The organism is Labrys miyagiensis (assembly GCF_030160835.1).
GTDB classification, from domain to species: domain Bacteria; phylum Pseudomonadota; class Alphaproteobacteria; order Rhizobiales; family Labraceae; genus Labrys; species Labrys miyagiensis.
The window spans coordinates 113,448-137,638 of the sequence record NZ_BSPC01000075.1; the positions used below are offsets into that span (position 1 = coordinate 113,448).

Annotated in this window: 19 protein-coding genes; 11 read left to right on the plus strand and 8 right to left on the minus strand. The window is 59.8% G+C overall.

Annotation, left to right across the window (positions count from 1 at the left end; translation table 11 throughout):
* Positions 1 to 23: 23 nt before the first annotated feature.
* Positions 24 to 857: a peptidoglycan-binding domain-containing protein gene (locus QQL24_RS32550; protein WP_284316475.1), complete on the minus strand. Its 834-nt coding sequence runs from the start codon at positions 855 to 857 to the stop codon at positions 24 to 26.
* Positions 858 to 1,032: 175 nt separating this feature from the next.
* Here QQL24_RS32550 and QQL24_RS32555 point away from each other — a divergent pair, with 175 nt between their 5' ends.
* Together QQL24_RS32555 and QQL24_RS32560 are read left to right on the plus strand one after the other, a co-directional pair.
* Positions 1,033 to 2,067, plus strand: coding sequence for a hypothetical protein (locus tag QQL24_RS32555; RefSeq protein WP_284316476.1), 1,035 nt, complete (start codon positions 1,033 to 1,035; stop codon positions 2,065 to 2,067).
* A 1,298-nt stretch (positions 2,068 to 3,365) separates the two neighbouring features.
* On the plus strand, positions 3,366 to 4,007 hold the full coding sequence (locus tag QQL24_RS32560; RefSeq protein ID WP_284316477.1) for a YceH family protein: 642 nt from the start codon (positions 3,366 to 3,368) through the stop codon (positions 4,005 to 4,007).
* Between the two features lie 359 nt (positions 4,008 to 4,366).
* Here QQL24_RS32560 and QQL24_RS32565 read toward each other — a convergent pair whose 3' ends face one another.
* The gene (locus QQL24_RS32565; RefSeq protein WP_284316478.1) at positions 4,367 to 4,813 is read right to left on the minus strand and encodes a hypothetical protein; all 447 of its coding nucleotides are present in this window, start codon (positions 4,811 to 4,813) and stop codon (positions 4,367 to 4,369) included.
* 445 nt (positions 4,814 to 5,258) lie between these two features.
* On the opposite strand from QQL24_RS32565, the gene QQL24_RS32570 reads away from it, so the two are divergent.
* Entirely contained in the window at positions 5,259 to 5,498 is a 240-nt protein-coding gene (locus tag QQL24_RS32570; protein ID WP_284316479.1) for a hypothetical protein, read from the plus strand.
* A gap of 804 nt (positions 5,499 to 6,302) precedes the next feature.
* Positions 6,303 to 7,148, plus strand: coding sequence for a TIR domain-containing protein (locus QQL24_RS32575; RefSeq protein ID WP_284316480.1), 846 nt, complete (start codon positions 6,303 to 6,305; stop codon positions 7,146 to 7,148).
* A gap of 267 nt (positions 7,149 to 7,415) precedes the next feature.
* On the opposite strand, the gene QQL24_RS32580 is transcribed toward QQL24_RS32575, so the two are convergent.
* Together QQL24_RS32580 and uvrB are read right to left on the minus strand one after the other, a co-directional pair.
* Positions 7,416 to 9,647 carry a hypothetical protein gene (locus QQL24_RS32580; RefSeq protein ID WP_284316481.1) on the minus strand — a complete coding sequence of 744 codons (2,232 nt, stop codon included), beginning with the start codon at positions 9,645 to 9,647 and terminating at the stop codon, positions 7,416 to 7,418.
* 194 nt (positions 9,648 to 9,841) lie between these two features.
* The gene (gene uvrB, locus QQL24_RS32585; protein ID WP_284316482.1) at positions 9,842 to 12,481 is read right to left on the minus strand and encodes an excinuclease ABC subunit UvrB; all 2,640 of its coding nucleotides are present in this window, start codon (positions 12,479 to 12,481) and stop codon (positions 9,842 to 9,844) included.
* A gap of 465 nt (positions 12,482 to 12,946) precedes the next feature.
* Here uvrB and QQL24_RS32590 point away from each other — a divergent pair, with 465 nt between their 5' ends.
* Positions 12,947 to 14,584 carry an acyl-CoA synthetase gene (locus QQL24_RS32590; RefSeq protein ID WP_284316483.1) on the plus strand — a complete coding sequence of 546 codons (1,638 nt, stop codon included), beginning with the start codon at positions 12,947 to 12,949 and terminating at the stop codon, positions 14,582 to 14,584.
* Positions 14,585 to 14,921: 337 nt separating this feature from the next.
* Here QQL24_RS32590 and QQL24_RS32595 read toward each other — a convergent pair whose 3' ends face one another.
* Together QQL24_RS32595 and QQL24_RS32600 are read right to left on the minus strand one after the other, a co-directional pair.
* Positions 14,922 to 15,341 carry a GCG_CRPN prefix-to-repeats domain-containing protein gene (locus tag QQL24_RS32595; RefSeq protein WP_284316484.1) on the minus strand — a complete coding sequence of 140 codons (420 nt, stop codon included), beginning with the start codon at positions 15,339 to 15,341 and terminating at the stop codon, positions 14,922 to 14,924.
* Between the two features lie 195 nt (positions 15,342 to 15,536).
* Positions 15,537 to 15,908, minus strand: coding sequence for a septal ring lytic transglycosylase RlpA family protein (locus QQL24_RS32600; RefSeq protein WP_431310789.1), 372 nt, complete (start codon positions 15,906 to 15,908; stop codon positions 15,537 to 15,539).
* A 198-nt stretch (positions 15,909 to 16,106) separates the two neighbouring features.
* On the opposite strand from QQL24_RS32600, the gene QQL24_RS32605 reads away from it, so the two are divergent.
* From QQL24_RS32605 to QQL24_RS32615, 3 genes are all read left to right on the plus strand, one after another.
* Positions 16,107 to 17,069 (plus strand): mitochondrial fission ELM1 family protein, encoded by a 963-nt coding sequence (locus tag QQL24_RS32605; RefSeq protein ID WP_284316486.1) that lies wholly within the window; start codon positions 16,107 to 16,109, stop codon positions 17,067 to 17,069.
* Positions 17,070 to 17,080: 11 nt separating this feature from the next.
* Positions 17,081 to 18,043: a thioredoxin-disulfide reductase gene (gene trxB, locus QQL24_RS32610; protein ID WP_284316487.1), complete on the plus strand. Its 963-nt coding sequence runs from the start codon at positions 17,081 to 17,083 to the stop codon at positions 18,041 to 18,043.
* Between the two features lie 115 nt (positions 18,044 to 18,158).
* Positions 18,159 to 19,049 carry a LysR family transcriptional regulator gene (locus tag QQL24_RS32615; protein WP_284316488.1) on the plus strand — a complete coding sequence of 297 codons (891 nt, stop codon included), beginning with the start codon at positions 18,159 to 18,161 and terminating at the stop codon, positions 19,047 to 19,049.
* A 466-nt stretch (positions 19,050 to 19,515) separates the two neighbouring features.
* Here QQL24_RS32615 and QQL24_RS32620 read toward each other — a convergent pair whose 3' ends face one another.
* Entirely contained in the window at positions 19,516 to 20,253 is a 738-nt protein-coding gene (locus QQL24_RS32620; RefSeq protein ID WP_284316489.1) for a hypothetical protein, read from the minus strand.
* 132 nt (positions 20,254 to 20,385) lie between these two features.
* Between QQL24_RS32620 and QQL24_RS32625 the strand changes: the two genes are divergently transcribed.
* Together QQL24_RS32625 and QQL24_RS32630 are read left to right on the plus strand one after the other, a co-directional pair.
* A complete protein-coding gene (locus QQL24_RS32625) occupies positions 20,386 to 20,997 on the plus strand; it encodes a TIGR02466 family protein (RefSeq protein WP_284316490.1) in 612 nt (203 codons plus the stop codon).
* A 185-nt stretch (positions 20,998 to 21,182) separates the two neighbouring features.
* Positions 21,183 to 22,043: a DUF535 family protein gene (locus QQL24_RS32630; protein WP_284316491.1), complete on the plus strand. Its 861-nt coding sequence runs from the start codon at positions 21,183 to 21,185 to the stop codon at positions 22,041 to 22,043.
* A gap of 246 nt (positions 22,044 to 22,289) precedes the next feature.
* Here QQL24_RS32630 and QQL24_RS32635 read toward each other — a convergent pair whose 3' ends face one another.
* Positions 22,290 to 23,042: an SDR family NAD(P)-dependent oxidoreductase gene (locus QQL24_RS32635; RefSeq protein ID WP_284316492.1), complete on the minus strand. Its 753-nt coding sequence runs from the start codon at positions 23,040 to 23,042 to the stop codon at positions 22,290 to 22,292.
* A 410-nt stretch (positions 23,043 to 23,452) separates the two neighbouring features.
* Between QQL24_RS32635 and QQL24_RS32640 the strand changes: the two genes are divergently transcribed.
* On the plus strand, positions 23,453 to 23,830 hold the full coding sequence (locus QQL24_RS32640) for a hypothetical protein (RefSeq protein ID WP_284316493.1): 378 nt from the start codon (positions 23,453 to 23,455) through the stop codon (positions 23,828 to 23,830).
* Positions 23,831 to 24,191: the final 361 nt, after the last annotated feature.

Sequence of the window (24,191 nt, forward strand, 5' to 3'; positions counted from 1 at the left end):
CCATCACCGTTATTCAACGCTCGCTATCGCGACACGCCGGGCAGATCGAGTGCCTGGAACTGTCGGGACCAACTCGTAAGGCTATGCCCGCGTGGAAAGGCGGTGAACGCAGGCCCGTGGATATCCATCACCGATCCGATCGGCTGCGTCTGGATGCCGACTCGGATGGGCACGCCCCACAGGCTGGCGAGCTTGCCCAACATCGTCCGCGTCTGGGGCCGGGCGCCAAGCGTGCAGCCCAAATGCTCGGCAAAGCCGAACGGTGCGAAAATCAAGCTCAGCGGCTGGATCATGCCGTTGACCTTGTCGAAATTCTTCGCACTGACGTAGCTGTAGATCTCCTCCGCGATAACGGCATATTCCTGCCGCGCGGCGCGATTGCCTTCACGCAGATGAACGACATCGCCAACCGATACGGTCAGCCATTCGCCGAGATTTCCGTGTCCGTCGAGGCGCAGCGCCGCGACCCGGCCGGGCTGTGCGCGTGATTGCACGGCCAGCACCATTTGCGCCAGGCCGTTGCACATGCCGCCCAGCAGGATGGGGTCGTCGAAATTGCGCCTGAACTCGTCAACGTCAGCCTGCAATTTGGGATCGCCAAGGTCGACCGAGGTGATGACGCTCAGGTCGACATCCGCCAGCAGCCGCTGGATCAGCGCTGATGTCGCAGCGCCGCCGCTCGTATCGCCGACGCCGATCATCTTGCTCGCCGCCACGACGGCGGCCCGCGTGTTGCGGCCATACGCACCATCGACCGTCAGCCGCCTGCCGTCCGCGCCGGCGCTGCCGTGGCTGTTGAGCACGACCTGAAGCAGTGTGACGCGCGGGCTATGTTCCCCCAGCCGGACATTGAACATCGTCGCAAATCCCCATGGAGGTACGCCTGACCTGGAAGCAGGGCTGTCGGGCTCTTCGAAGCCGACCGGTCCGCACGTTACGATCCAGGCGTGAAACGGTCGTGATGATCAAGTCCCGCCGACTGTTTCCCCTCAATGAAGGATGCGCCCGCCGAAGGCTCGCGATACATTCGATTTGAGCGGCATCTCGCCAATGACGGGCCGCCTTGAAGTACCCCTTTCAATATTGGCCGCGGTGAGCAAGCGCCAGCACGCGTTTGTCGAGGCCCTCGGAAATCCGAGCCTCTCAACCGATGCCGGCAAGGTTGTTCTCAACACCAGGACAAAGCGAAGTAGCGCCATGAAAACCAATATGACTTACAGCAGCAGGAACCACGACGCGCTCTTCATGCCAATGAACTTTTCAAATCACTTCCTGATGCTCCAGTACAGGGTCCAGCTCGTCCGGTGTGAGCCGACCTCTCATTTCAATGTTCTCGGCACTTATTGCACCGGCAATGGCATCCTGCACGACGATTCCCAGCGGTTTCATCTCGATGCCTGGACCGATGCCGAGTGGAACGGTTTCCGCAACAATTTCACCAGCATCATCACGCGGTACTGGGACGAAAAGTTCGAGCTCACGCCAAATCGGCCGTGGTATCCAAATCCAAGCCCGCAGCCGCCGTCGGCGTCGGCCATCACCTGCAACCTGTCGCTGGAACTGGTGGATTCAGCCGCGCAGGCGCACCATCGCTATTTCATCGTCAAGCCGCAGGAGAGCAATTTCCGCTCGTTCGCCTCGTCTCCCAACCGGCTGGGGATGTTCACGCATCGCGACCTTGCCTATGACTGGAACACCCGGAGGACGCAGGTCGGCCCCGCCGACCGCAGGGGGCGCCGGAAAATGCACAGCGTCAGCTTCCTGCAATGCACGGTCCTGCATGAATTTGGCCACACCCTCGGACTGGATCACGTCAACGGGGCGGGTAACGACGACTGGAACTACGGCGTATCGCTTGACCAGCGGGAGGACCTCATGGGCATGGGCGACCATCTCACGGGCAGGGAGGCATTCCCCTGGAAATCGCAACTGCGCCACCATCTGATACCGGAACCCGCCGACCACAAGCCGCATGTTCCCGCACTCAAATTCACCGCGAGGGTGACGGCTCCCCAACTTATTACCTATTGGGACAATGACTGGACGCCGGCGCCGGCCACGCCTTGACTTGTGATTGCGCTGTCGTTTCTGGACGGCGCGCTCGGATTTTTCGATACGGAAGGTACGGTCACGGCGCACTTAGGGGTCGTTAGAAAATAAGCGCTTCAAGCACGAATTTCTTGACGCTCTCACGCGCAAGCGCTCTCGTTCCCACGCCCTTTCCAGGCTGGGTTGATGAAGAGAAACCGGGCGATGGCGGCTGCGGAGCAGCCGTGAAAGCATAGATCATGGAAGATGGCAGGCCGTATTGTCGGCCAGACGCCATCGCCCTGTTCCGGCTGCCGGGCACGCTGACAAGGCGCGCAAGGCCACCTGTTTTTCCGCCTTCTGAAGAAGGCGGAGGCGGGCCAAGGGGGATGGCACGGACCATCCGAACCCGGGCACGCCGGCTCGATGAAGGGGCTCTGCTTTTCCATCCGGCCGGATGGGGGCATCAGCCGTCTTCACCGCATCGGCGGGGGATGGGACGAAGGCATTGCCGGGCTCAAGCCCGTCACGCTCCGTCCAGGGATCTTGATCGCGTGGTCCTGCCATCGCGAGGCACTTCCATGGTGTGCCGATCCCGTCTGTCCCGCTCGTCACCCCCGGAAGCCGGCTTCGAGAGAAGCAGGACCGCCGTGCGCCTATCGCTCTGGACAGGCTCTCGGGGTGGATGGAGGGTTCGGAGCCGGGTCGTTCCTTCGCCGGCTGCTGACGCCTCGTTCCGGGAAAGATGAAAGCATGGAAGCGAAATAAAATCAATATCTGTTCTTTTTATGTCCAACACAATTCAACGCCTATGTCATCGGCGAAGGAGGATACCGGGTGGTGTGTTGTCGATCGATCCAGTCGCTGACGAACAGCTTGACCGGGTAACCAAGGGATCGTTCGGGAACAAGCACGTCAAGTGCCGCGCCTTTGCTGCACCCTGAACATTGGCTTTCCGATCCGGTTATTTTCTAACGACCCCTTATTCGAGCGCCGCGCCCCGCAAGTGAAGGCGATACCGACGATGGCAGGGCTCCGAACTCAGGTTAACAAGAGCCGGGACATCGTCATTCCGGGCGACCGGAGGGAGACCCGGAATCCATGAACACTGTCCTTCGAGGGTCGTGTTCATGGATTCCGGCGTTCCCACTCACAAGCAAGCTTGTGAGGATACGCTTCAGCCGGAATGACGAACCGACCCGTTTCCGTATCTGTTAACCTGAAGCGATTGCCCTGCCGACGATGGCGGTCCGGTTGAGTTATGACCGGCGAGCGGATACCACTCGAAGCCGCCAGCCGCCGTAACGCTGTTCCTTTCAACAGGCCGTCGCTTTCACATGCCCAACGATCTCTTCCCCCTCAATGCCCTGGAGGCCCGCGTCTTCGGCTGCCTGCTCGAGAAGCAGCTGCTGACGCCGGACGCCTATCCGTTGACGCTCAACCTGCTCCAGGCAGCGACGAACCAGAAGACGTCACGCGAGCCGGTCATGGCCCTGGAGGCGGCGGAAATCGGCCGCACGCTCGTCTCGCTGGAGCAGAAGGGGCTGGTCCGCCGCGCCTTCGGCTCGCGCGTGGAACGTTACGAGCACCTCGCGGGGCAGGCCTGCAACCTGACCAAGCAGCAATCGGCCCTGCTCGCGGTCATGCTCCTGCGCGGGCCGCAGACCCTGAACGAGTTGCAGACGCGAACCGAGCGCATGGCGAGCTTCGGCTCGGCCGACGACATGACCAGGGAATTGGATCTGCTCGCCAGCGCGCATCCGCCGCTGGTCAAGGAGATCGGCCGGGCCCCGGGCCAGCGCGAGGACCGCTACTCGCATCTGCTCTGCGGCGATGTCGAAGTCTCCGCGATCGCCAGCCCCGCTCCGCGCGCCGCCGCCCCGTCGGTCTCGGCTCTCGCCGCGCTGGAAGAGCGCCTGCAGGCGCTGGAGGAGCAGGTCGCCGAATTGAGGGCTCGGCTCGACGCGGTGGGCGGGTGACCGGTGGCGCCCCTTGCAGGCGCCTTCCCGCTGGGATCCGGGTTATGATGAGAGGATGGCGGTCCGCTGGTGGATCGCACCGTGGAATTCAGAAACGGGTAATTCGGAAACTGTCCCCATAATTCACCGTAATTCGTAATTTCCAGGTCACGCCCCTGGAGCAAAATGCATTCAGGCAGGAGCGGATTCTCAGATTAACGCGTTGGCACCACATGCATTTTGCGGATCTTGGTGATTCGATCTGAAGGCAAAACGCCCTAAAGCAAAATGCGTTCAGGTAGGAGCGAAATTCGGAATTAACTTGCTGGTATCAAAAGCATTTTGCGATTCTTGGTGTTTCGATCTGAAGGTAAAACGCTCTAATATTTCTTCGTTTCGTTCCCAAACACGAACTCACCCTTGGTGCCATCATTCAAGGTAAAATTGCCTTTGCCACTAAACTTGTCCTGGTCATTAGTAACATAGGCGGTGCCCTTGCGGCCGTCATTGCACAGGATTGAAACAGGCAGGCGCGGGGTCCACGTTGCGAGGGCATAGGAACCACTGCACGAGAGCTTGCCTTTGCTTACGACATAGGATCCTTGCGTTTGCTCTACGCGGACTGACCCACGCAAAACCCCGCCAAGGCCTTCGCTTACAACGACAACGGGCAATGTTCGTGCGACGCCGGGTATGGTGCGGACTGGAGTCGTGCAGCCTGTGAGGCCGCTTGCAGCAAGACCTGTGGCAAAAAGGCAGGAAATAGCAGAACGAACGCGCATGAAATTCCCCCAGGCGATGACCGGGAAATTGGTACGATGATTCATCTTGTGGGGGCAAGCACCTGCTTCGCAACGTGAATTATGCGAATTACGGTGACTTTGGGGGTGACGGCAGGGGCTTACCACCAAATGCGCTAACTTAAGCCGGTGAGGGCGCGGGAATCCCTCCCCGACTTCGGGGAGGGTGGACCGGCGAAGCCGGGACGGGTGGGGGAGAGTGGCGCGACAGCGCAGAAATAAGCAGATGTCGCGCCACTCTCCCCCTTCCGACCTCACTACATTCGGCCACCTTCCCCGCAGTCGGGGAAGGATTCGTCGCGCATTTGGGCCTTAAGTTAGCGCCTATGGACGCTTACCACAGCACCTGCCATCACACCCAAAGTCACCCTAATTCCAGGACGGAGACGCAGGGCCGGAGGGAAGGGCTGTTCAATTGCCGGCATAGGAATAGAGTAGCCCCAAGAACCATAACCATTCCGGGGAAACGCTCATGTCAGCTCATGCCTTCGACATCGTCTCGAAATCCCGCACGGAGGTGGTGATCGCCCATCACGAGGAGGGGCATTCCTATACGTTCAGCGTGGCGAAGAACGCCGCCGGCAAGCGCGTGCTGGCCGAGACGACGCATGCGGTCGCCGGCCCCGCCGCCAAGCACCCGCCCGAATGGTACGCTGCCAGCGCCCGCGCCTTCGCCACCACGGTGGCGCATCGGGCGCATGCGATTGATTGAGGGGTAGGTTCGGGGCCTCGGCGGGGAGGGGGCTTGGTAACTTGAGGGCGCGCGTCAGCGCCTCAAAGTACAGAACGGCGGTGGACGTGAGGACCAGCCTGATCATGCACAACCTTGCTGAAGATGGATCGGCCATTTAGGCCTCTGATCCCACCATGTCACCTAATTTCTCGTGTCTCAATTGAGGGGTGCAGTCCACCATACACGCGAAGCGCCTATTGAATGGACCATCACCGTAATTCTCGTTAGCGAAGCTCTGTTTCCAGACTACAAAGCCGGAGGCATCGCGGTCGCATTGAGTGGCGGAAGCCTACCCTGCGACAAAAGACAGGGTCAAGGTGACCGCAGCAACGACCGCTATGCGCATTTCGGTGCCGAGATGCAGACTCTTCCATACAGTTGAATACAACGGCGCTGGTTCAGCAAGTCAAACTCGCGAATTGCGGATCGTGTGTTTTGTGGGTGAGCCACAGTAGCAGTTTACGAATTAGACGGGTATTTTCGACCTGCGGCTAGGTCAGCGCCATCCAGCCTCGACTACCCGTCTAAAGCTACAGAAACTCAAGGAATTAAGTAATCTATCCCCGTAATCGGCGGATAAATCCGCACAAGACGCCGAAGACATGACCGTATCCGAGACCCCCCGCTCAAACGCAAGAAGCGTCTTGAGGAAGGGTACCGCCCAGGCATGACAGTTTACTAAGCTCCCGAGAGACGAGTATATGGCGTGGATATTTTGCGGTAAAACGGGAGCATGAGTAAACTGTCCCAATAGTTCTAGAAGCCAATTTGGGGGAGAGCATTGTGCAGATTTTTTTTGGCAGTTCGAGAGAGTCCCAGGAAGTCATGGAGGAACTTGCATCATGGCTTCAAGAGGAGGAGGGAATTGACGTTCTCCTATGGACAGATCGTCAAGCGTTTCCCATCGGGAGTCAGCTGCTGGATCGGCTCGTTGAACTTTCCCAAACTGTAGATGCAGCTGTTTTCATCTTTGGAGAAGACGATAAGATTTGGTATCGAAATCAAGAAGAAATGCAACCAAGAGATAACGTTCTTCTTGAATATGGTTTGTTTGCTTCGAGGTTAGGTTGGGAAAAGAGCATTGTTTGTCGAATAAATAAATCCAAGACAAGCTCCGACCTGGCGGGGCTTACAGTCTTAAATCTTCAAAAGGGGAGGGAGATCGATACCAGGTTAAGATTACGATCATGGGTTCGCGATTTATCGAAGAAAGTTGAAAAGGAGAAAGAGCATTCAACGAAAATACGCTCTCTCTTTCCCTTAACACCCGATGATTGCGACCATGTCTCCAGACGCCTAATAGCAAGGGAAATCGCCGCCGAATTGGAGATGCTCCCTGAATGGACTTTGGCAGCGGGTGTGACCATGGAAAATCCACCTCGACCGACACGAGAGCTTGTTCGAAAGTATGAATTCCGTTCTTTTGCTGAAGCGATTAGATTTATGGGCGAGTGTGTGGAAGAGCTAGATAGTATCAACCATCACCCGAAATGGTTAAACATTTGGAAAAGCTTAATCGTAAGCATGTCTACATGGAACATTGGGCACGACGTTTCATTAATTGATATCAAAGTCGCCCATTTTTTGGATAAGAGGTATAATAAAGGATACCGGTTCGATTTGACGTAGAGAGCGAGAGCTGACTATTCGACGCTGATAGGTTATGGAGGTAGTTTAATTATCCTCGGCTTACTCAGTATTCGAGATTACAGCGACAATGTGGTCAATAGGCACTCCACGCTCAACGGCAGTTGCTAGCCGATTAAGTGCATTGTCACCGTAATTGGGGCGGTAATTAAATGCACTGTCACCGTTATAATCGCCCACTATGAGATGCCTAGAGATGCATAAATTAAGTGAATTGTCGCTCCAGGCAAGATTTATATCAAATAATTATCAAATTGACGTAATGTTGTTTTCATAAATTCGAAGGCTATCTGTTTTAAGTTTGTCAATAAACTCATTCAATTTAGCTTTTGCTCTGCTATTATCTGTCGAGAAGGCCTCTCTGGCGGACTTAAGAACCTCATGGAGAACGCCGGGATTAGCCCTTTTGCTCAGAGTTACACCAAGAACCGTAGGAAAGATGGTGCTGTAGCTTTCTGCGACTTCGCGCTTACTTGGGGCTAGGGCAATGTAATTCAGGAGAAACTCCGGTCTCATTATAGATCGTGGCCTATTAGCACCGAGCACAATCGTAGCTGCACGTTGTACCGTCTTCTCGTGCGTCAGCCACCATGTCTTAAAGCCGAAAGGATTTGGGGCGGAATTATCACCATCCTCCCGGCGTCTTGCACCAACGCGAAGCATGTGCAGAGCGTCATTATAGGCAAGTTTCGTCGCCTGCACCCCCTTGCTAAAACGGCCCTCTCGCGCTGCAACTATTGCAAACGTTAGCTTCGAAAGGTCATCTCGATCAACGGACTTTAGTATCAGGTCCTTGGCCTCGAACTCAAAGCCAAATCGGTCACACAGATAAAGCCGAAGCCCTTCTCTGTTCCTCTTTCGGCGCACATCGTCGTGATTACAGAATTGGCCAACGTAGGACTTCCATCCTGCTGGGGCTTTCTTTCCAGTGTTTATCCCAAGTCGAGCATAAAAATAAGCTCTAATTAAAATTCGATCAATTAGCGGTATAAAATCCTCGTCGATATAAATTTCAATATCAGAGTAGAAATGTTCAAATTCCAATGTCGTCGCGTGAAGGTGAGTAAAAACCTCCTCTAATGCAGGTTCAGTCATAATCAAGGTTGCGCCAGCTTTTCGTATCACATGGAGTGCATTGGTGACCATTTTACTTTGTTCTGGCAGATAGTATTCAGAAATGGCCTTAATTATTAAATCTGATCCTACATATATAACCAGGCGTTCTGAAAGAGAGTTAAAATATTCGACGACTTTTGGTTCATTTTTTAACGCAAACAATATGAAGTATGTATTGCATAGCCGAAGCATATAATCATGTTCATGTCGATTGGGGGCGTATATTATCTTTCTGAGGCAAAAGCTAACAGCCTCTTGAGCTGTGGCGCGGTCGGACGCATTCAGCCCTAGCTGATCGATCTTCGAGCTAATAATATCCACCATATTAATGGTGTCTGCATTCTCATCTGGGCCATCGACAATAAACAGTCCCAGAGCCATACCTTGCCTATAAAATATAGACTCTATACAACTATGTACAATATCCGTAATGCTTGGAATTAGACTCACCAATTTAGAAGTTAAAAGTGGGCGGATATGCTCTCGGATGCCATCTGTAATAGAATTAAACAATCCTTCTTCTTCTATATTTTCGTTAATTAATTTTTGACGTTCCTCAAAGCGAAGTGCATATACATTTTCCTTTCGATGCCAGCTTATTTCGCGTCCATTAGGGTTCGTCTTCGAGCTCAGAAATGCCAATCGATCGTCGATTACGCCGCGGACAAAATATCTCGCGGAGGGAATGGCGGCTTCAACCTTCGCGAGCAAATCTTCTTTCGACATGAATATTTTTTTGTCTGGCTCTGTGCCTTCTAACGCCCACAAAATTAACCCGTCCGTTATTGTCGTGAGCAACGAACTATTGCCTCTCCGGCGATTCAATTCCTGCCCAAGAAAGGCGCATAACGTTTTAGATTCGTAGGGAAATTCCCGATTATGCCCAATACCACCAACCTCCATGAGATGAGTGATGCTCGGGCGAAGGTACGAATTGAAGGCTTGCGCGGTATTTTCGTTGTCATTTATGTGAGTTTCAATATACTGTTTAGCTCTAATTCTTACAGTAATATCTTCTTTATTTGTAAACCTTTCTTCAATTTGATCGGCAGTTGACACGGGCACGGAGAAGTAAAATGTAATTACTTTTGGATCTCGGCCGAAGTCGCGAAGCCTCTTAATTGTCTTGGCAATTTTTCCTTCGAAATCCTCTGTTTTAGAGGCTTGCAGAAAGCTAGAGGCTCGCGCAGATGATTCAAAGATTTGCTCTTGGAAACCGTCCGCTCCACCGTCGTGCATTCCACCAAGGGGGACAAAGGACGATCCAACTAATGCGGCATGAAAGGCTTGCGCAAATTTTTCGAACGTAGCGGTCTCACACGCGTCGATGGCAGGGCCACAAAGGTTATGATCGATAAGGTTCAATCTCGTCATCCCATTTGTATCATAGTTGCCGCCTAACGTTAAACATTAGCGCTGCATGCTGAGCAACAGAAAACAACTCGCAGCGATCTTTATTCGACAAGAGCCGAGTGGAAGTCACGACGAGGTGCCTTAACTCTCGCTGCCAACCATTGCGAATGCACAATACTGGCGGCCGCCGATGTAGGTCACGAGATCTACCTCTTCCACCCCCGCCCCGGCTTCCCGCCGCCCTTCTTCCGAGCCTCCGCGCCCAGCGGTACCTCCCTGTCAGTCCCTGGCCCCATGCTGTCCAGCCCCGGCTTCGCCGCCCGCGTCTTCGGCAAATTCGCGGCATCCCCATACGCCTTCGGCCCCTTATACGCCCCGGCCTTCTCACGTACGCTCACCTGCCGCGCAGACCCATCGTCCGCCACCGCCATCTCCGTCTCCCTCAGCCGCTTGAGTTCGTCGCGCAGCCTGGCCGCTTCCTCGAACCTCAGATCCGCCGCGGCATCGCGCATGCGCTTCTCCAGGTCCGCCGTCACCGCCTCGAAATTATGGCCGATGGTCGAGACATTGTCGGCCAGGCCCTTGTCGACGGTGACGCGGTCGCGCTCGTAGACGGAGTTGGTGATGTCGGCGATGCCGCGCTTCACGCTTTCCGGCGTGATGCCGTTGGCGGTGTTCCAGGCCGTCTGCTTCTCGCGGCGGCGGCTGGTCTCGGCCATGGCGCGTTCGAGCGAGCCGGTCATGTTGTCGGCATAGAGAAGTACACGCCCGTCGACATTGCGGGCGGCGCGGCCGATGGTCTGGACCAGCGAGGTTTCCGAGCGCAGGAAGCCCTCCTTGTCGGCGTCGAGAATGGCGACGAGGGCGCATTCCGGAATGTCCAGGCCCTCGCGCAGCAGGTTGATGCCCACCAGCACGTCGAAGGTGCCGAGGCGCAGATCGCGGATGATCTCAATGCGCTCGATCGTGTCGATGTCCGAATGCATGTAGCGCACGCGCACGCCATGGTCGTGCATATATTCGGTGAGGTCCTCGGCCATGCGCTTGGTGAGCACGGTGACTAGGCTGCGATAGCCCTGCTTTGCCACTTGCTGCACCTCGCCGAGGAGGTCGTCGACCTGGGTGCGGGCGGGGCGCACCTCGCATATTGGATCGATCAGTCCGGTTGGCCGGATCACCTGCTCGGCGAAGACGCCGCCGGTGTGCTCCAGCTCCCATTTGCCGGGCGTGGCGGAGACATGCACGGTCTGCGGGCGCATAGCGTCCCATTCCTCGAAGCGCAGCGGACGATTATCGAGGCAGGAGGGCAGGCGGAAGCCATATTCGGCCAAGGTCGCCTTGCGCCGGAAGTCGCCCTTGTACATGGCGCCGATCTGCGGAACGGTGACGTGGCTCTCATCGGTGAAGACGATGGCGTTGTCGGGCAGGTACTCGAACAAAGTCGGCGGCGGCTCGCCCGGCTGCCGGCCGGTGAGCCAGCGCGAATAGTTCTCGATGCCGGCGCAGGAGCCGGTGGCCTCCATCATCTCCAGATCGAAGGTGGTGCGCTGCTCCAGGCGCTGCGCCTCCAGGAGGCGCCCGCCGGTATAGAGCTGCTGCAGGCGCACCTTCAGCTCGTCCTTGATGCCCTTGATGGCCTGGTTCAGCGTCGGGCGCGGCGTGACGTAATGCGAATTGGCGTAGACCTTGACGAAGGAGAGGTCCTGGATCTTCTGGCCGGTGAGGGGATCGAACTCGGAAATGCTCTCGATCTCGTCGCCGAACAAATTGATGCGCCAGGCGCGGTCCTCGTAATGGGCCGGGAACAGCTCGATGACATCGCCGCGCACGCGAAAGGTGCCGCGGGCGAAATCGGCGCTGATACGCTTGTATTGCAAAGCGACGAGGTCGGCGATGAGCTGCTTCTGCTCCACGCGCTCGCCCACGCTCATGCCGAAGGTCATGGCGGTGTAGGTTTCCACCGAGCCGATACCATAGATGCAGGAGACGGAGGCGACGATGATCACGTCGTCGCGCTCCAGCAGCGAGCGCGTGGCCGAGTGGCGCATGCGGTCGATCTGCTCGTTGATGGAGGACTCCTTCTCGATATAGGTGTCCGTGCGCGGCACATAGGCCTCGGGCTGGTAGTAATCGTAGTAGGAGACGAAGTATTCCACCGCATTGTTGGGGAAGAAGCTCTTGAACTCGCCATAGAGCTGGGCCGCCAGCGTCTTGTTGGGGGCGAGGACCAAAGCCGGGCGCTGGGTGCGCGAGATGACCTGCGCCATCGTAAACGTCTTGCCCGAGCCGGTGACGCCGAGCAGCACCTGGTCGCGCTCATGCTGCAGGGTGAGCCCTTCGACGAGTTCGGCGATGGCGGTGGGCTGGTCGCCGGCCGGCTCGTATTCCGAGACGAGGTCGAGCCGGATGCCGCCCTCGCTCTTGTCGGGGCGATCAGGGCGGTGCGGCGTCCAGATCGGCTTGCCGATCAGGCGCGGATCGCCGGTTTCGAGGAGATGGCTGAGCGCCTTGATGGTGCCGGCCGAGCCACCGAGCTTGTCGAGCCCGTCGGGATCGAGCTCGGGCTCGTCCTTGGCCTTCTTGCGCTTGACCGCCTTGCCTTCCATCTGCGCGCCGCCGCCGGCCACGGGAACGCCCAGCCTGGCGGCGAGGCCGGGATCCAGCCCGGTGACGCCGGCATCGAAGCCGGCCTGCGGCCCTTCGCCGAAGCCTTCGGGCGCGCTGCTCCTGCCCTCCTTGAGCAGGCCGGGATTGAGCAGCGCCTTCAGATGCTCGTCGAGCGAGGGCAGGGGCGGGCGCGCCGCCTTGGACTTGGGCGTGCGGATCTTCTTGGGTGCATCGGACATGGGGAGATAATGGGGTGAGTCACGCGCGGGGGAAAGGGGCGGGTGCGGAAACTTGCTGACAATGGGGTGTCAGCATGGTGGGGAGTGTGGGCCGTCCCTGGGATCGCAGGCTTCCAGCCTGCCTCTTTTATCCGGCGGGCGGAAAGTCGGCAAGGAAGAGGCGGACGAGGACGTCCGCGGTCCCAGCCACAGCGCCTCACTGGCAAGGTCTGCGGCCTGAGTGGCAGAAGTACGTATATCCGCCACCTTCGTCAGAAAGCCGCAGTGGCTGGGACCGCGGACGTCCCCGTCCGCCTCTTCCCATCCCGCCTCCGCAGCGGTTCCAAGAGCGGATCGTCCGACACTCTCTTGAGTGTCGCAGGACGTCCGCGCTCCCAGCCATTGCCTTCCCCCCATACCGCGCTAAGCTTGCCCCACCGGAACAGCGCTGAAGACGCTGCCGGCATTCCATGTGGGGGATTGATCATGCCGACCGATTACGAGACCGGGCTCGGGCGCAATGCCGCCAACTACACGCCGATGACGCCGGTCGATTTCATCGCCCGCGCCGCCGAGGTGCATGGCGACCGGCTGGCGGTGGTGCATGGCCCGATCCGGCGGAACTGGGCGCAGACCTATGAACGCGCGCGCCGCCTCGCCAGCGCGCTGGAGCGCCGCGGCATCGGCCAATCGGACACGGTGGCGGTGCTGCTGCCCAACATCCCGGCCATGGTCGAGGCGCATTTCGGCATCCCCATGCTCGGCGCCGTGATGAACGCCCTCAACACAAGGCTCGACGCCGCCTCGCTCAGCTTCATGATCCAGCATGGCGAGGCGAAGATGCTGATCGCCGACAGCGAATACGCCACCACTGTGCGGGAGATCGTCAGGCAGGCGCCGCATCTGCAGCTCGTCATCGTCGACGACTTGCTCGGCCCAGGCCCGGCCGATATTCCCGGCGCCACCGACTATGAGGCGCTGCTGGCGGAGGGCGATCCCGCCTATGCCTGGCGCTTCCCCGAGGACGAGTGGAATGCCATCACGCTGAACTACACCTCGGGCACCACCGGCAATCCCAAGGGCGTGGTCTACCACCATCGCGGCGCGGCCACGAATGCCGTCTCCAACATCCTGGAATGGGACATGCCCCGGCATGCGGTCTATCTGTGGACTTTGCCGATGTTCCACTGCAATGGCTGGTGCTTTCCCTGGACGGTGGCCCTGCGCGCGGGCGTCAATGTCTGCCTGCGCAAGGTGGAGGCGCAGGCCTGCTTCGACCTCATCCGCCAGGAGCGGGTGACGCATTATTGCGGGGCGCCGATCGTGCATTCCCTGCTCGCCAATGCGCCCGACGCTCTGCGCGCGGGCATCGACTGGACGGTGAAGGGCATGGTGGCCGGCGCGCCGCCGCCATCCTCGCTGCTGGCGCGGACCTCGGCCATCGGCTTCGAGCTCACCCATGTCTACGGCCTGACGGAGGTCTACGGCCCGGCCACGGTCTGCGCCGAGCAGGCGGAATGGGCCGCGCTCGGGGCGCGCGAGCAGGCGGTGCAGAAGGCGCGCCAGGGCGTGCGCTACCACCTCGAGGCCGGGGCGAGCGTATTCGATCCCGAAACCATGCAGCCGGTGCCCGCCGACGGCGAGACCATCGGCGAGATCATGTTCCGCGGCAATATCTGTATGAAGGGCTATCTCAAGAACGAGGAGGCCACGCAGAAGGCTTTTGCCGGCGGCTGGTTCCACACCGGCGACCTCGCCGTGCTCTGCCCGGACGGCTATATCAAGATCAAGGACCGCGCCAAGGACATCATCATCTCGGGCGGCGAGAACATCTCCAGTGTGGAGGTGGAGGACGTGCTCTACCAGCACCCCGCCGTGCTCGCCGTCGCCGTGGTGGCGCAGCCGCATGAGAAATGGGGCGAGACGCCCTGCGCCTTCGTCGAGCTGAAGGAGGGGGCGGTGCTGACGGCCGATGAACTGATCGCCTTCGCCTGCGAGCGCCTGGCCCGCTTCAAGGTGCCGCGCACGGTGCTGTTCGAGACGCTGCCAAAGACCTCGACGGGCAAGATCCAGAAATTCGAGCTGCGGCAGCGGATCGGCTCGACCACGGCCATCGATGTGTAGGGGACAGCGGCTGGGCGAGATGGGGCGGTTGAGAAAAAGCAGGTCGGTTGCGCCCCCTCGCCCCGTTCTTACGGGGAGAGGATAGAGGTGAGGGGCAGTACAAACCTCTACGAGAGTGTTTCTGCAGCCAAAATTCCAAATGCGAGCAGATCTATCTTTCTGCTTTAACTTAAGAAAATCTCATCCCATCGATGTCGCGATGCCCCTCACCTCTATCCTCTCCCCGTAAGAACGGGGCGAGGGGACTTCGAAGGCTCACTTTATCCTGTGATCTCTCATCTCGCCCAGCAGTTCCTCGCCCCACAGCGAAAGGGCGGCCCGAAGGCCGCCCGCTGTCTCAATAGTCCTTTACGCAGCGTCCCGAATTGCCTGGATGGCGGCCGGGCGGGCAGCCGTTGCGATAGCTGTGCCGGGGGCGCTGGTAGTCATCGCCATAGCCATTGCGATACCGGTTGTCGTCGCCGCCATAGCGCTGATCGTCGTAGCCGCCGCCATAGCGCTGGTCGCCATAGCCACCACCATAGCCATTGTCGTAGCGCGGCTGATAGCGCTCCGGCACGCAGCGGCCCCAGTCATTGGGGCGATAGCCACGGCCGCAGCCATCGCGCACGTCTTGAAGCAGCGGAGACTGGAGCAGCGGAGATTTGCCCGCCGCGGCCGGGCCGACGGGCATGGCGGAGGCAGGCGCCGCCGCGGCGATTGCGCCCACCAGGGCCAAAGCTGCGGCAAAGCAGGTTTTCTGCAAGGTCTTGTGCATCTTTCCTCCTGAAAAACCGAAAGGTTGTGGGTCCATAGGTGCACAACCAGTATGAACATGACGTGAATGGTATCGTGGTCCGCGAAAGAGTGACGTAGCGGAATAATAAACGATCGCTCAAGACACAAGGGAAGAAGCAAGAAAAAGGGGCGACCCAGGAGCCGCCCCAATCAACATCTTCTGCTTCCGCCCGGATCACCGGGGCTCGAGGCGCGCGATCTTCACCTTGGCAGTGCCGGTGCTGACCATGCCGACGGCCTGGGCCGCGCCATAGGACAGATCGATCACGCGGCCGCGACGAAAGGGGCCACGATCCGTGACGCGTACAACCACGCTCTTGCCGTTCTTGAGGTTGGTCACCTGGAGCTTCGTCCCGAAGGGAAGGGAACGATGCGCGGCCGTCAGGCCGGCCGGGTTGAAACGCTCGCCATTGGCAGTGCGGCGACCACTCATTTCCTTGCCGTAATAGGAGGCCGTTCCGACTGAGTCGGCATGGCCAGGAACTATCATCGTTAACAAAGTAATAACAGCGGCAGAAAATGTAGCGTTCGTCGTTTTGGACGTCATTCAGTCAAGCTCTCAGTAGTTTGTGATGAATCGGTTTATAGGGTGAAATGTGTTCTCAATATGATTCGAGAAAAAGCCCCGACTTTCTCAATGACTTACGGCTATAGCCAGCGAAGCAGGGGACTAATCTGACTGTGCTTTGAGACGAAAAATGGCAGCGTTGCGTCGTGCCATATTCGCGCCGGCGCGGAGTATGTTATGAGCGTCGGCATGGCACTGATCTGGACCCTCACGGACGGCAAGGCAGGCGACGCGCTGCAATGCCTCGGCGTGGCCGAAGCGGTGATCGCGGAGGCGGGCGGCGGTGTCGTCGAATACAAGGTCGCGCCCCGCAAACTCTATGAACTGGGGATGCCCTGGGGGCCGTCGGATCCGGCCGACCTCAGGCAGTTCGCGGCGCCCTGGCCCGATGTCGCCATCGCCTCCGGCCGGCGGGCGGTGGCCTATCTGCGCTGGCTGAAGAAGCGCTCGCCACGCACCCTCACCGTGTTCCTCAAGGATCCGCGCACCGGCACGGGCACGGCCGATTTCATCTGGGTGCCCGAGCATGACGGCCTGCGCGGCGCCAATGTGCTGGCCACGCTCACCTCGCCGCACCGCCAGAGCCCGGAGGTGCTGGCGGCGGCGCGGGCACGAGCCCGGCCGGAACTGCAGGAGTTGCCGCAGCCCCGCGTCGCGGTGCTGGCGGGCGGGCCCTCGAAGGACGTTCCCTTCGACGCGGAGGACATCGCCGGCTTCGTCGAGGCACTGGCCGAGTTGGCCCGCAGCGGCGCCGGGCTGATGGTCACGCCCTCCCGCCGCACGCCGGAGGCCATGCAGCAGGCGATCGCCAAGGCGCTGGACAGCCACCACGCCTGGATCTGGGACGGGCAGGGCGCCAACCCCTATGCCGAGATGCTGGGACTGGCCGATGCCTTCGTGGTGAGCGCCGATTCCACCAACATGCTCAGCGAGGCCGCCGCCACGGGCAAAACCATCCATGTCTTCATCCCCAGGGGGGTGCCGAAGAAAATCCTGCGCTTCATCGGCGGGCTGATGGAGCACGGGGCTGTGGTGAAGTTCTCGGGGCATCTTGAAAATCGCCCCTATCAACCCATAGATTCAACACCCCTCATCGCGCAGGAAATCCTGACGCGGCTATCCGCGTTGGCGCAATCTTGATTGGAACCGATATGGCGACCCGTCACTCCAAGCTCATCATCCTCGGCTCGGGCCCGGCGGGCTACACGGCGGCGATCTATGCCGCGCGCGCCAATCTCTCGCCTCTGCTGATCTCGGGCATCCAGCCCGGCGGCCAGCTCACCATCACCACCGATGTCGAGAACTATCCCGGCTTCGCCGAAGTCATCCAGGGCCCCTGGCTGATGGAGGAGATGCGCAAGCAGGCCGAGCATATGGGCGCCGGCATGGTCTCCGACCATATTTCCAAGGTCGACCTGTCGCAGCGGCCCTTCCGCCTGGAGGGCGATCTCGGCGACGTCTACCTCGCCGATGCGCTTGTGATCGCCACCGGCGCCCAGGCCAAGTGGCTGGACATGCCGTCCGAGGAGAAGTTCCGCGGCTTCGGCGTCTCGGCCTGCGCCACCTGCGACGGCTTCTTCTTCCGCAACCGCCACGTCACCGTGGTCGGCGGCGGCAACACGGCCGTGGAAGAGGCGCTCTACCTCGCCAACATCGCCGCCAAGGTGACGGTGGTGCATCGCCGCGATCATTTCCGGGCCGAGAAGATCCTGCAGGATCGCCTGTTCAAGCATCCGAAGATCGACGTGGTCTGGAACTCGGTGCTCGACGAGATCGGTGGCAATGATGTGCCGCTGGGCGTCACCCATGTCAGCCTGCGCGATGTCGAGACCGGCGTGGTGAGCCGCCACGATACGGACGGCGTCTTCATCGCCATCGGCCACAAGCCGGCCTCGGAACTGTTCGCCGGCCAGCTCACCTTCAAGAATGGCGGCTATATCCAGACTGTTCCCGGGACGACAGCCACCAATGTGCCCGGTGTCTACGCTGCCGGTGACGTGGCCGACGATGTCTATCGCCAGGCCGTAACGGCGGCAGGCATGGGTTGCATGGCGGCCCTGGAAGCTGAGAAATGGCTGGCGACCCAAGAAGTCCACAGGGAAGCGGCGGAATAAATCGTTTTCCGCCGTAAATTCGCCACCCATTTCAAACTTCTCTGCAATGATCATATACTCTCCGCAAACCGGTGTAAGAACCGGGGCGAGGGGAGCGGCTTGAACTGGGGGCTTCATGGACTGGGATAAGCTCAAGGTCTTTCACGCGGCTGCGGAGGCCGGCAGCTTCACGCATGCCGGCGACGTCCTCGGACTGTCGCAGTCGGCCGTGAGCCGCCAGGTTTCGGCGCTCGAGGGAGACCTGCGTACGCCCCTGTTCCACCGGCATGCGCGTGGCCTCATCCTCACCGAGCAGGGCGAGATGCTGTTCCGCACCACGCAGGACGTGATGCTGAAGCTCGAATCGGCCATGGGCGCGCTGACCGACAGCCGCGAGCGGCCGAATGGCGAGCTGCGGCTGACCACCACGGTGGGCCTCGGCACCTATTGGCTGACACCGCGTATCGGCGAGTTCCTCGACCTTTATCCCGATATCCGCCTGAAGATGCTGCTCACCGAGCAGGAACTCGACCTCGGCATGCGCGAGGCGGACGTGGCGCTGCGCCTGCGCCAGCCCGAGCAGGGCGATCTGATCCAGCGCCGCCTGTTCACCGTGCATTTCCACATCTACGCGGCGCCCGAATACATCAAGCGCTTCGGCCAGCCGCGCTCGATCGAGGAGATCGACCGCCATCGCATCATCACCTTCGGCGGCACCGCGGGCAGCTTCATCCAGGAGATCAACTGGCTGAACACGGCCGGGCGCGATCCCAAGGACCCGCGCGAGCCGGTCTTCGAGATCAACAATCTCGGCGGCGTGAAGACGGCGGTGGAGAAGGGGGTCGGCCTTGCCGTGCTGCCGGACTACCTAGTGGGACGTGATTCGCAGCTCGTCCAGATCCTGACCGATGCGGAGATGCCGCAGCTCGAGACCTATTTCGTTTACCCAGAGGAAATGAAGAACCTCGCCCGCATCCAGGTTTTCAGGGACTTCCTGGTCAGCAAGGCCCAGCGCTGGGCTTTTTGAGCCGGGCAAATCGCCTTCCGTTGTCAGCATCGTGCATATCGCTGCCTGCGCTTGAGCAAAGCGCGTTTAAGCGTGAACGCTGCTTTGCTCTCACTCTTTGTTTCGACGCGTCTTTGCGATTCTTGCCGATTCCGTCAAAGCGCAAAACGCTTTAGCGGCATGCTTGTTTTTTGAGCGGCGGGGCTGCGCTTTTTCACGGCAATTGCATCTATGCGCGGCACGCAGGGCGGGCATGTGAAAGAATGCGTTGCGGCGGGGAGCCGGCAAATATACTCTCTCAATTGTCAGACGTTCGGGCCATCATCCTCCCGGTGGCGACCTTGAGCTTCTGACGTTCCCCTCTGGATGGTGACTTTTGGACTTTGTCCAAGCTACGGCCGGGTTCGTCCCGGCCGTCTTTTTTTGTCCACAATTCCGGATGGCGATCATCCGTGGCCTGTCTGCCGCCTGCTATTCTACATGACAACTACGTGACAACGCTCGGACGCGGGCCCGGTTGCTTGGGCAGGCCAGAACTGGCAAGACGCATGGCGGCGACCTCGGATTTGTAGGATTGCAGATCGCGCAGGGCTCTTCTCAACATACCGCCGAGCTCGGCCTTCAGATAATGGAGCGCAGGCTCCGGATCGAGCTGCTTCACCACGAGAAAGATCGCCAGCGCAAAGATGAGATCCTGCTCGGGCAGATAGCCCTGGCGCGAATAGCTCCAGCCGTCGGCGTGGGTCTGCATGTTGAAGGCGCTGTTGGCGAGGAAGACGCCGAAGCCGAAATAGACGGCGGTGAGGTCGGTGAGATGCTCCTCCCCCTGCGGGCCGATGGGTGGCGCCTCGCCTGTACCCGTCGCCAGGAGGTGGCCCGCCAGCTCATGCGCCAGGGCGGCAATCAATGATTGCGGATGGCCGAGCGTTTCGGCGGCATAGGTGACTTCGGGCATGCCCAATCGCGAGGGCGGGCTCCCGGCCGGCCTCAAGGCGATATCGGCTTCTCCCATGCCGGAATAGGCCTTGACCTGCTCGAACAGCTTGACGGCCAGCGCATGGCCTTCCAGGCCGTCGGTGGCGAAGAAGTCCTGCGAGGGTAGCACCAGCCGGGCCCCGGCAAAGCGCGAGCGCTGGCCGTGGTTGCGGATCAGCCAGGCGAAATTGTCGAGGTGCCAGCGTGCCGCGGCGGCATCCAGCAGGGGCTTGCGGCGGAAGGGCCACATGGCAGGCTCTCCAATAGGGTCTCGATGCAGCTATGGCGCAAAATCATCCTCGAGGGAAAGCGCCACGCCTTGAATGTGCGCGTCGGGACAATACTATTGACAGCGGCGTCCCCGCCCTGCCAATCCCCCGCCATGGCTGACATCAAGACCCTTTTTGTGACCAAGCTCTACCGTGCCGAGCTGGACGAGGCGCAGGCGCCGCTGGCCGAACTCGACGCTACCTGCCGCTCGCTCGCCGAGGACGACGAGGCCGGACAGGCCTGGTGCCGCAAGAACGGTTATCCCGGCTACACCTCCTATGCCTCGCTCAACGACCTGCCCTGGCGCTTCCCGGCGATCAAAAAGCTGGTGAAGGCGCTCGACACGCATGTCGCGGCCTTCGCCAGGGAGCTTGAATTCGATCTCGGCCGCGAGAAGCTCAAGCTCGACGACATCTGGGTCAATGTGCTGCCCGAGGGCGGCGTGCACACCTCGCATATCCATCCGCGCTCGGTGGTCTCCGGCACCTATTACGTCGCGACTCCCAAGGGCTCCAGCGCCCTCAAGCTGGAGGATCCGCGTCTCGGCCTGATGATGGCGGCCCCCCCGCGCAAGGCCAAGGCCGCGCAGGAGCAGCGGGCTTTCGTCTATGAGGCGCCCCAGGCCGGCACCGTGCTGCTATGGGAGAGCTGGCTGCGCCATGAAGTGCCGATCAATCATGCACAAGAGGAGCGTATAAGCATCAGCTTCAACTATAGGTTGTAGAAGCTGATGCCAAATTTTTTCTATCTCCGGATGCATATATAATTCTGTTGCAAGTTTCAGGATATATTGAGCCTAGCGGTCTCTGTTTGTATTCTCTGCAAATGAATAAGTCAGTGCTACAGCTCTCCCCTGAACACCTTCTTGAGCCTCCGTTTTCCCTTGGCGCGGTGACGGATTCCGTAAGGTTGATCACCTCGCGCCGCTTCAGCCAGGCCGAGCGCATCTGGCTCCTCCGCTCGCTGCTGGCGCCTGCGGCTTCGGTGCGCTGGAGTGCTTTTATCGGCAAGCTCTATGAGCGCTATGCCCACACGGCGCCCAACACCGCCGTTCTTTCGCGCCCCTTGCGCAATTTCGGCATACGCGGGCTGTCGCCGGGCCGGCGCGTCGGCCTGATGTGCTGCCACCATGCCATGATGGAGCAGATTTTCCGGCCGGAATTCCTTTCCCGCGTCTACACCAACACGTTCATCGATCTGGCCGTCCTCGAATCCAAGGGCGTGCATTTCCGCATCGGCCTGTGCAATTCGGGCCGTCTGACCATGCCGCGCGAGGGCGAACTGGTCTTCTTCTTCCAGAATATCGATACGGGCGCCTACCTGGCCAAGAAGAGCGTGTTCCTCAGCATGGTGAAAGGAGAGCCGGTGCTCGTCATCGGCGGCGTGCAGGGCAGCCCCGGCGCCAAGACCTCGATCATCGCGGCAACGCGGAAAATGCATGGGCTCCGGCCGAAGGATGCCGTGCTCCTCGCCGTGCGAGCCTTTGCCTATGATGTCGGCATCGCGGAGGTGCAGGCCGTCTCCAATGCCACGCATGTGATCACGGCCGACAACCGCCAGCGCAAATTCAGCGACTATGACGATTACTGGGTCGAACGCGGCGCCACGCCGGCGCAGCCTTATGGCTTCCGCATGCCCGCCCGGATCGAGGCCATCGAGGGCGGCAAGGGGCGCGACGAGCTCAAGCGGCAGATCGTCACGGCCGTGGACAGCGCCGTGGCGGGATGGCTGAAATCTGGGAGCGCGGACGTTCCTTCGACACTCAGGTGAGTGTCGGACGATTCGCTCTTGAAACGAGGTGTCTGCGGGTAGCACCGACGACTTCAATTGCAGATTCACCGGGATGACAGCTCAATTCTGCGCCGATGAACAATATTAGAGCCGCTGGTACGAGACCACAGCCGTTTTGGTATCCGCCACCGAAGATAGGTCCAGCCTTATCCTGCGGGGCGGGTGGTTCAAGAGCGGATCGTCCGACACTCAAGTGAGTGTCGTAGCGACCTCCGCGCTCCCAGGTCAGTACGTCGCGCGGCCGCCCGAGGCATCGAACACCGCGCCCGTGGCGAAGGAGCATTCCTCGCTGGCAAGCCAGGTGATCATCGCCACGATTTCGTCTACCTTGCCGAAGCGGCCCATCGGGATCTTGGAGAGCATGAAGTCGATATGGGCCTGCGCCACCTGCTTGAGAATGGGCGTTTCGACCGTGGCGGGAGCGATGACATTGGCGGTGACGCCGGTCTTCGCCAGTTCCTTGCCGAGCGCCTTGGTGAAGCCGATCACCGCCGCCTTGGAGGCCGAATAGGCCGAGGCGGTGGGATTGCCCTCCTTGCCGGCGATGGAGGCGAGATTGACGATGCGGCCATAGCCGCGCTTCTTCATCAGCGCGGCGACATAGCGGTTGGCGTAGAACAGTCCGTGGACATTGATGTCGAAGATGCGCTTCCACTCGTCGATCGGATAGTCGATCACTGCCGCGTTGCGCCCGGCAATGCCGGCCGAGCAGATCAGGGCGTCGATCTGGCCGAGATGCTGCTCCGAGGTCTTGGCCGCCGTCTCGACCGCGGTCGGGTTGGTGACGTCGACGACGATGCCGAACGTGCCCGCGCCGATCTGGGCCTTGGCGCTGTCGATGCGTCCGGCATCGACGTCCCAGATCAGCACCCTGCCGCCCTCGGCGGAGATCCGCCTGGCGCTCGCAAGGCCCAGGCCCGAAGCCCCGCCAGTGATCACGACGCAGCGTCCCTTGAAGCGGCCGGCATAGGGAGTCATGGCAGCACGATCTCCGATTATACGAATGTCAGGGCGGTATCCTAGAGCAAAACGCGTTTAGGCGTAAACGCTTCTCTGCTCTAACTCTTTGTTCTGACGCGTCTTTGCGATTCTTGCCGATTCCGTCAAATCGCAAAACGCTTTATGTCAGCATTGCGCTGCCGCAAGCCGTAAATTGGCTGAAGATCCGGTCAAAGCCGTGTGCTTTAAGCATGAAGCAAGGACGGATCCGACGATTCGGCAAAGCTTGTAGGCAGGCCAAGGCGGCATCGGTATAGTGCGGCCATCCAATCCTGGCGCAAAGCGCGTCCAAGCGTAAACGCCGCTTTGCTCTAGCTCTTTGTTTCGACGCGTCTTTGCAATTCTTGCCGATCCCGTGAAATCGCAAAGCGCCTTAGGGGAATTTTCTGATGCGTTTCATCCTTCCGGCTCTGGCTCTCGCCATCCTGGTCACCGGATGCGTCAGCGACGACAAGCAGCGCGCGCGCGACATGCGGCTCGACAACAACCGTTGCCAGACCATGGGCTTCCAGCCCGGCTCCCAGGCGATGGCGGACTGCATGGCGACGGCCTCCAATGCCCGCCAAGCCGACAAGGACCGCAACTTCGCCTATCAGCAGAACATCGCGAACCAGCCGCCGGCGCCCCCGCCGGCTTTCGGGGCAACCTCGAACACCGACGACAACCAGCCCGCTGCGCCGATGAACTGCAAGACGGTGGAATCGACCTCCACCAATGACGACGGCACCACCGTCACCCGTTCGCGCCAGCGCTGCTCGTCGTTCTGAGCCCTACGCTCTGAGACATTCCTAGGATCGCAGGCACCTCTGCCCGAGGGCGCTAACCTTGCGGGCGGAGGCGGAATCCTAGCCCGTCATTGCGAGCGAAGCGAAGCAATCCAGGAGCCAAAGGGCGGCGTCTGTTGCCCCTGGATTGCTTCGCTCTGCTCGCAATGACGATGTTTCTGCCGCCTTTTAGCTTCATCGCACTTTTTAAGTCAGGCTCTTCGGACCCGGCTCTTCAGAGGCGGGCGCAAACCAAGGGCCGGGTCTGCAGAGCCTGACCGAAAAGTCGTGTAGAAGCGGAGAGAGACGCAGATTTTGTCATACCCGGGCTTGTCCCGGGTATCCAAGCGACACTTCTCCACCG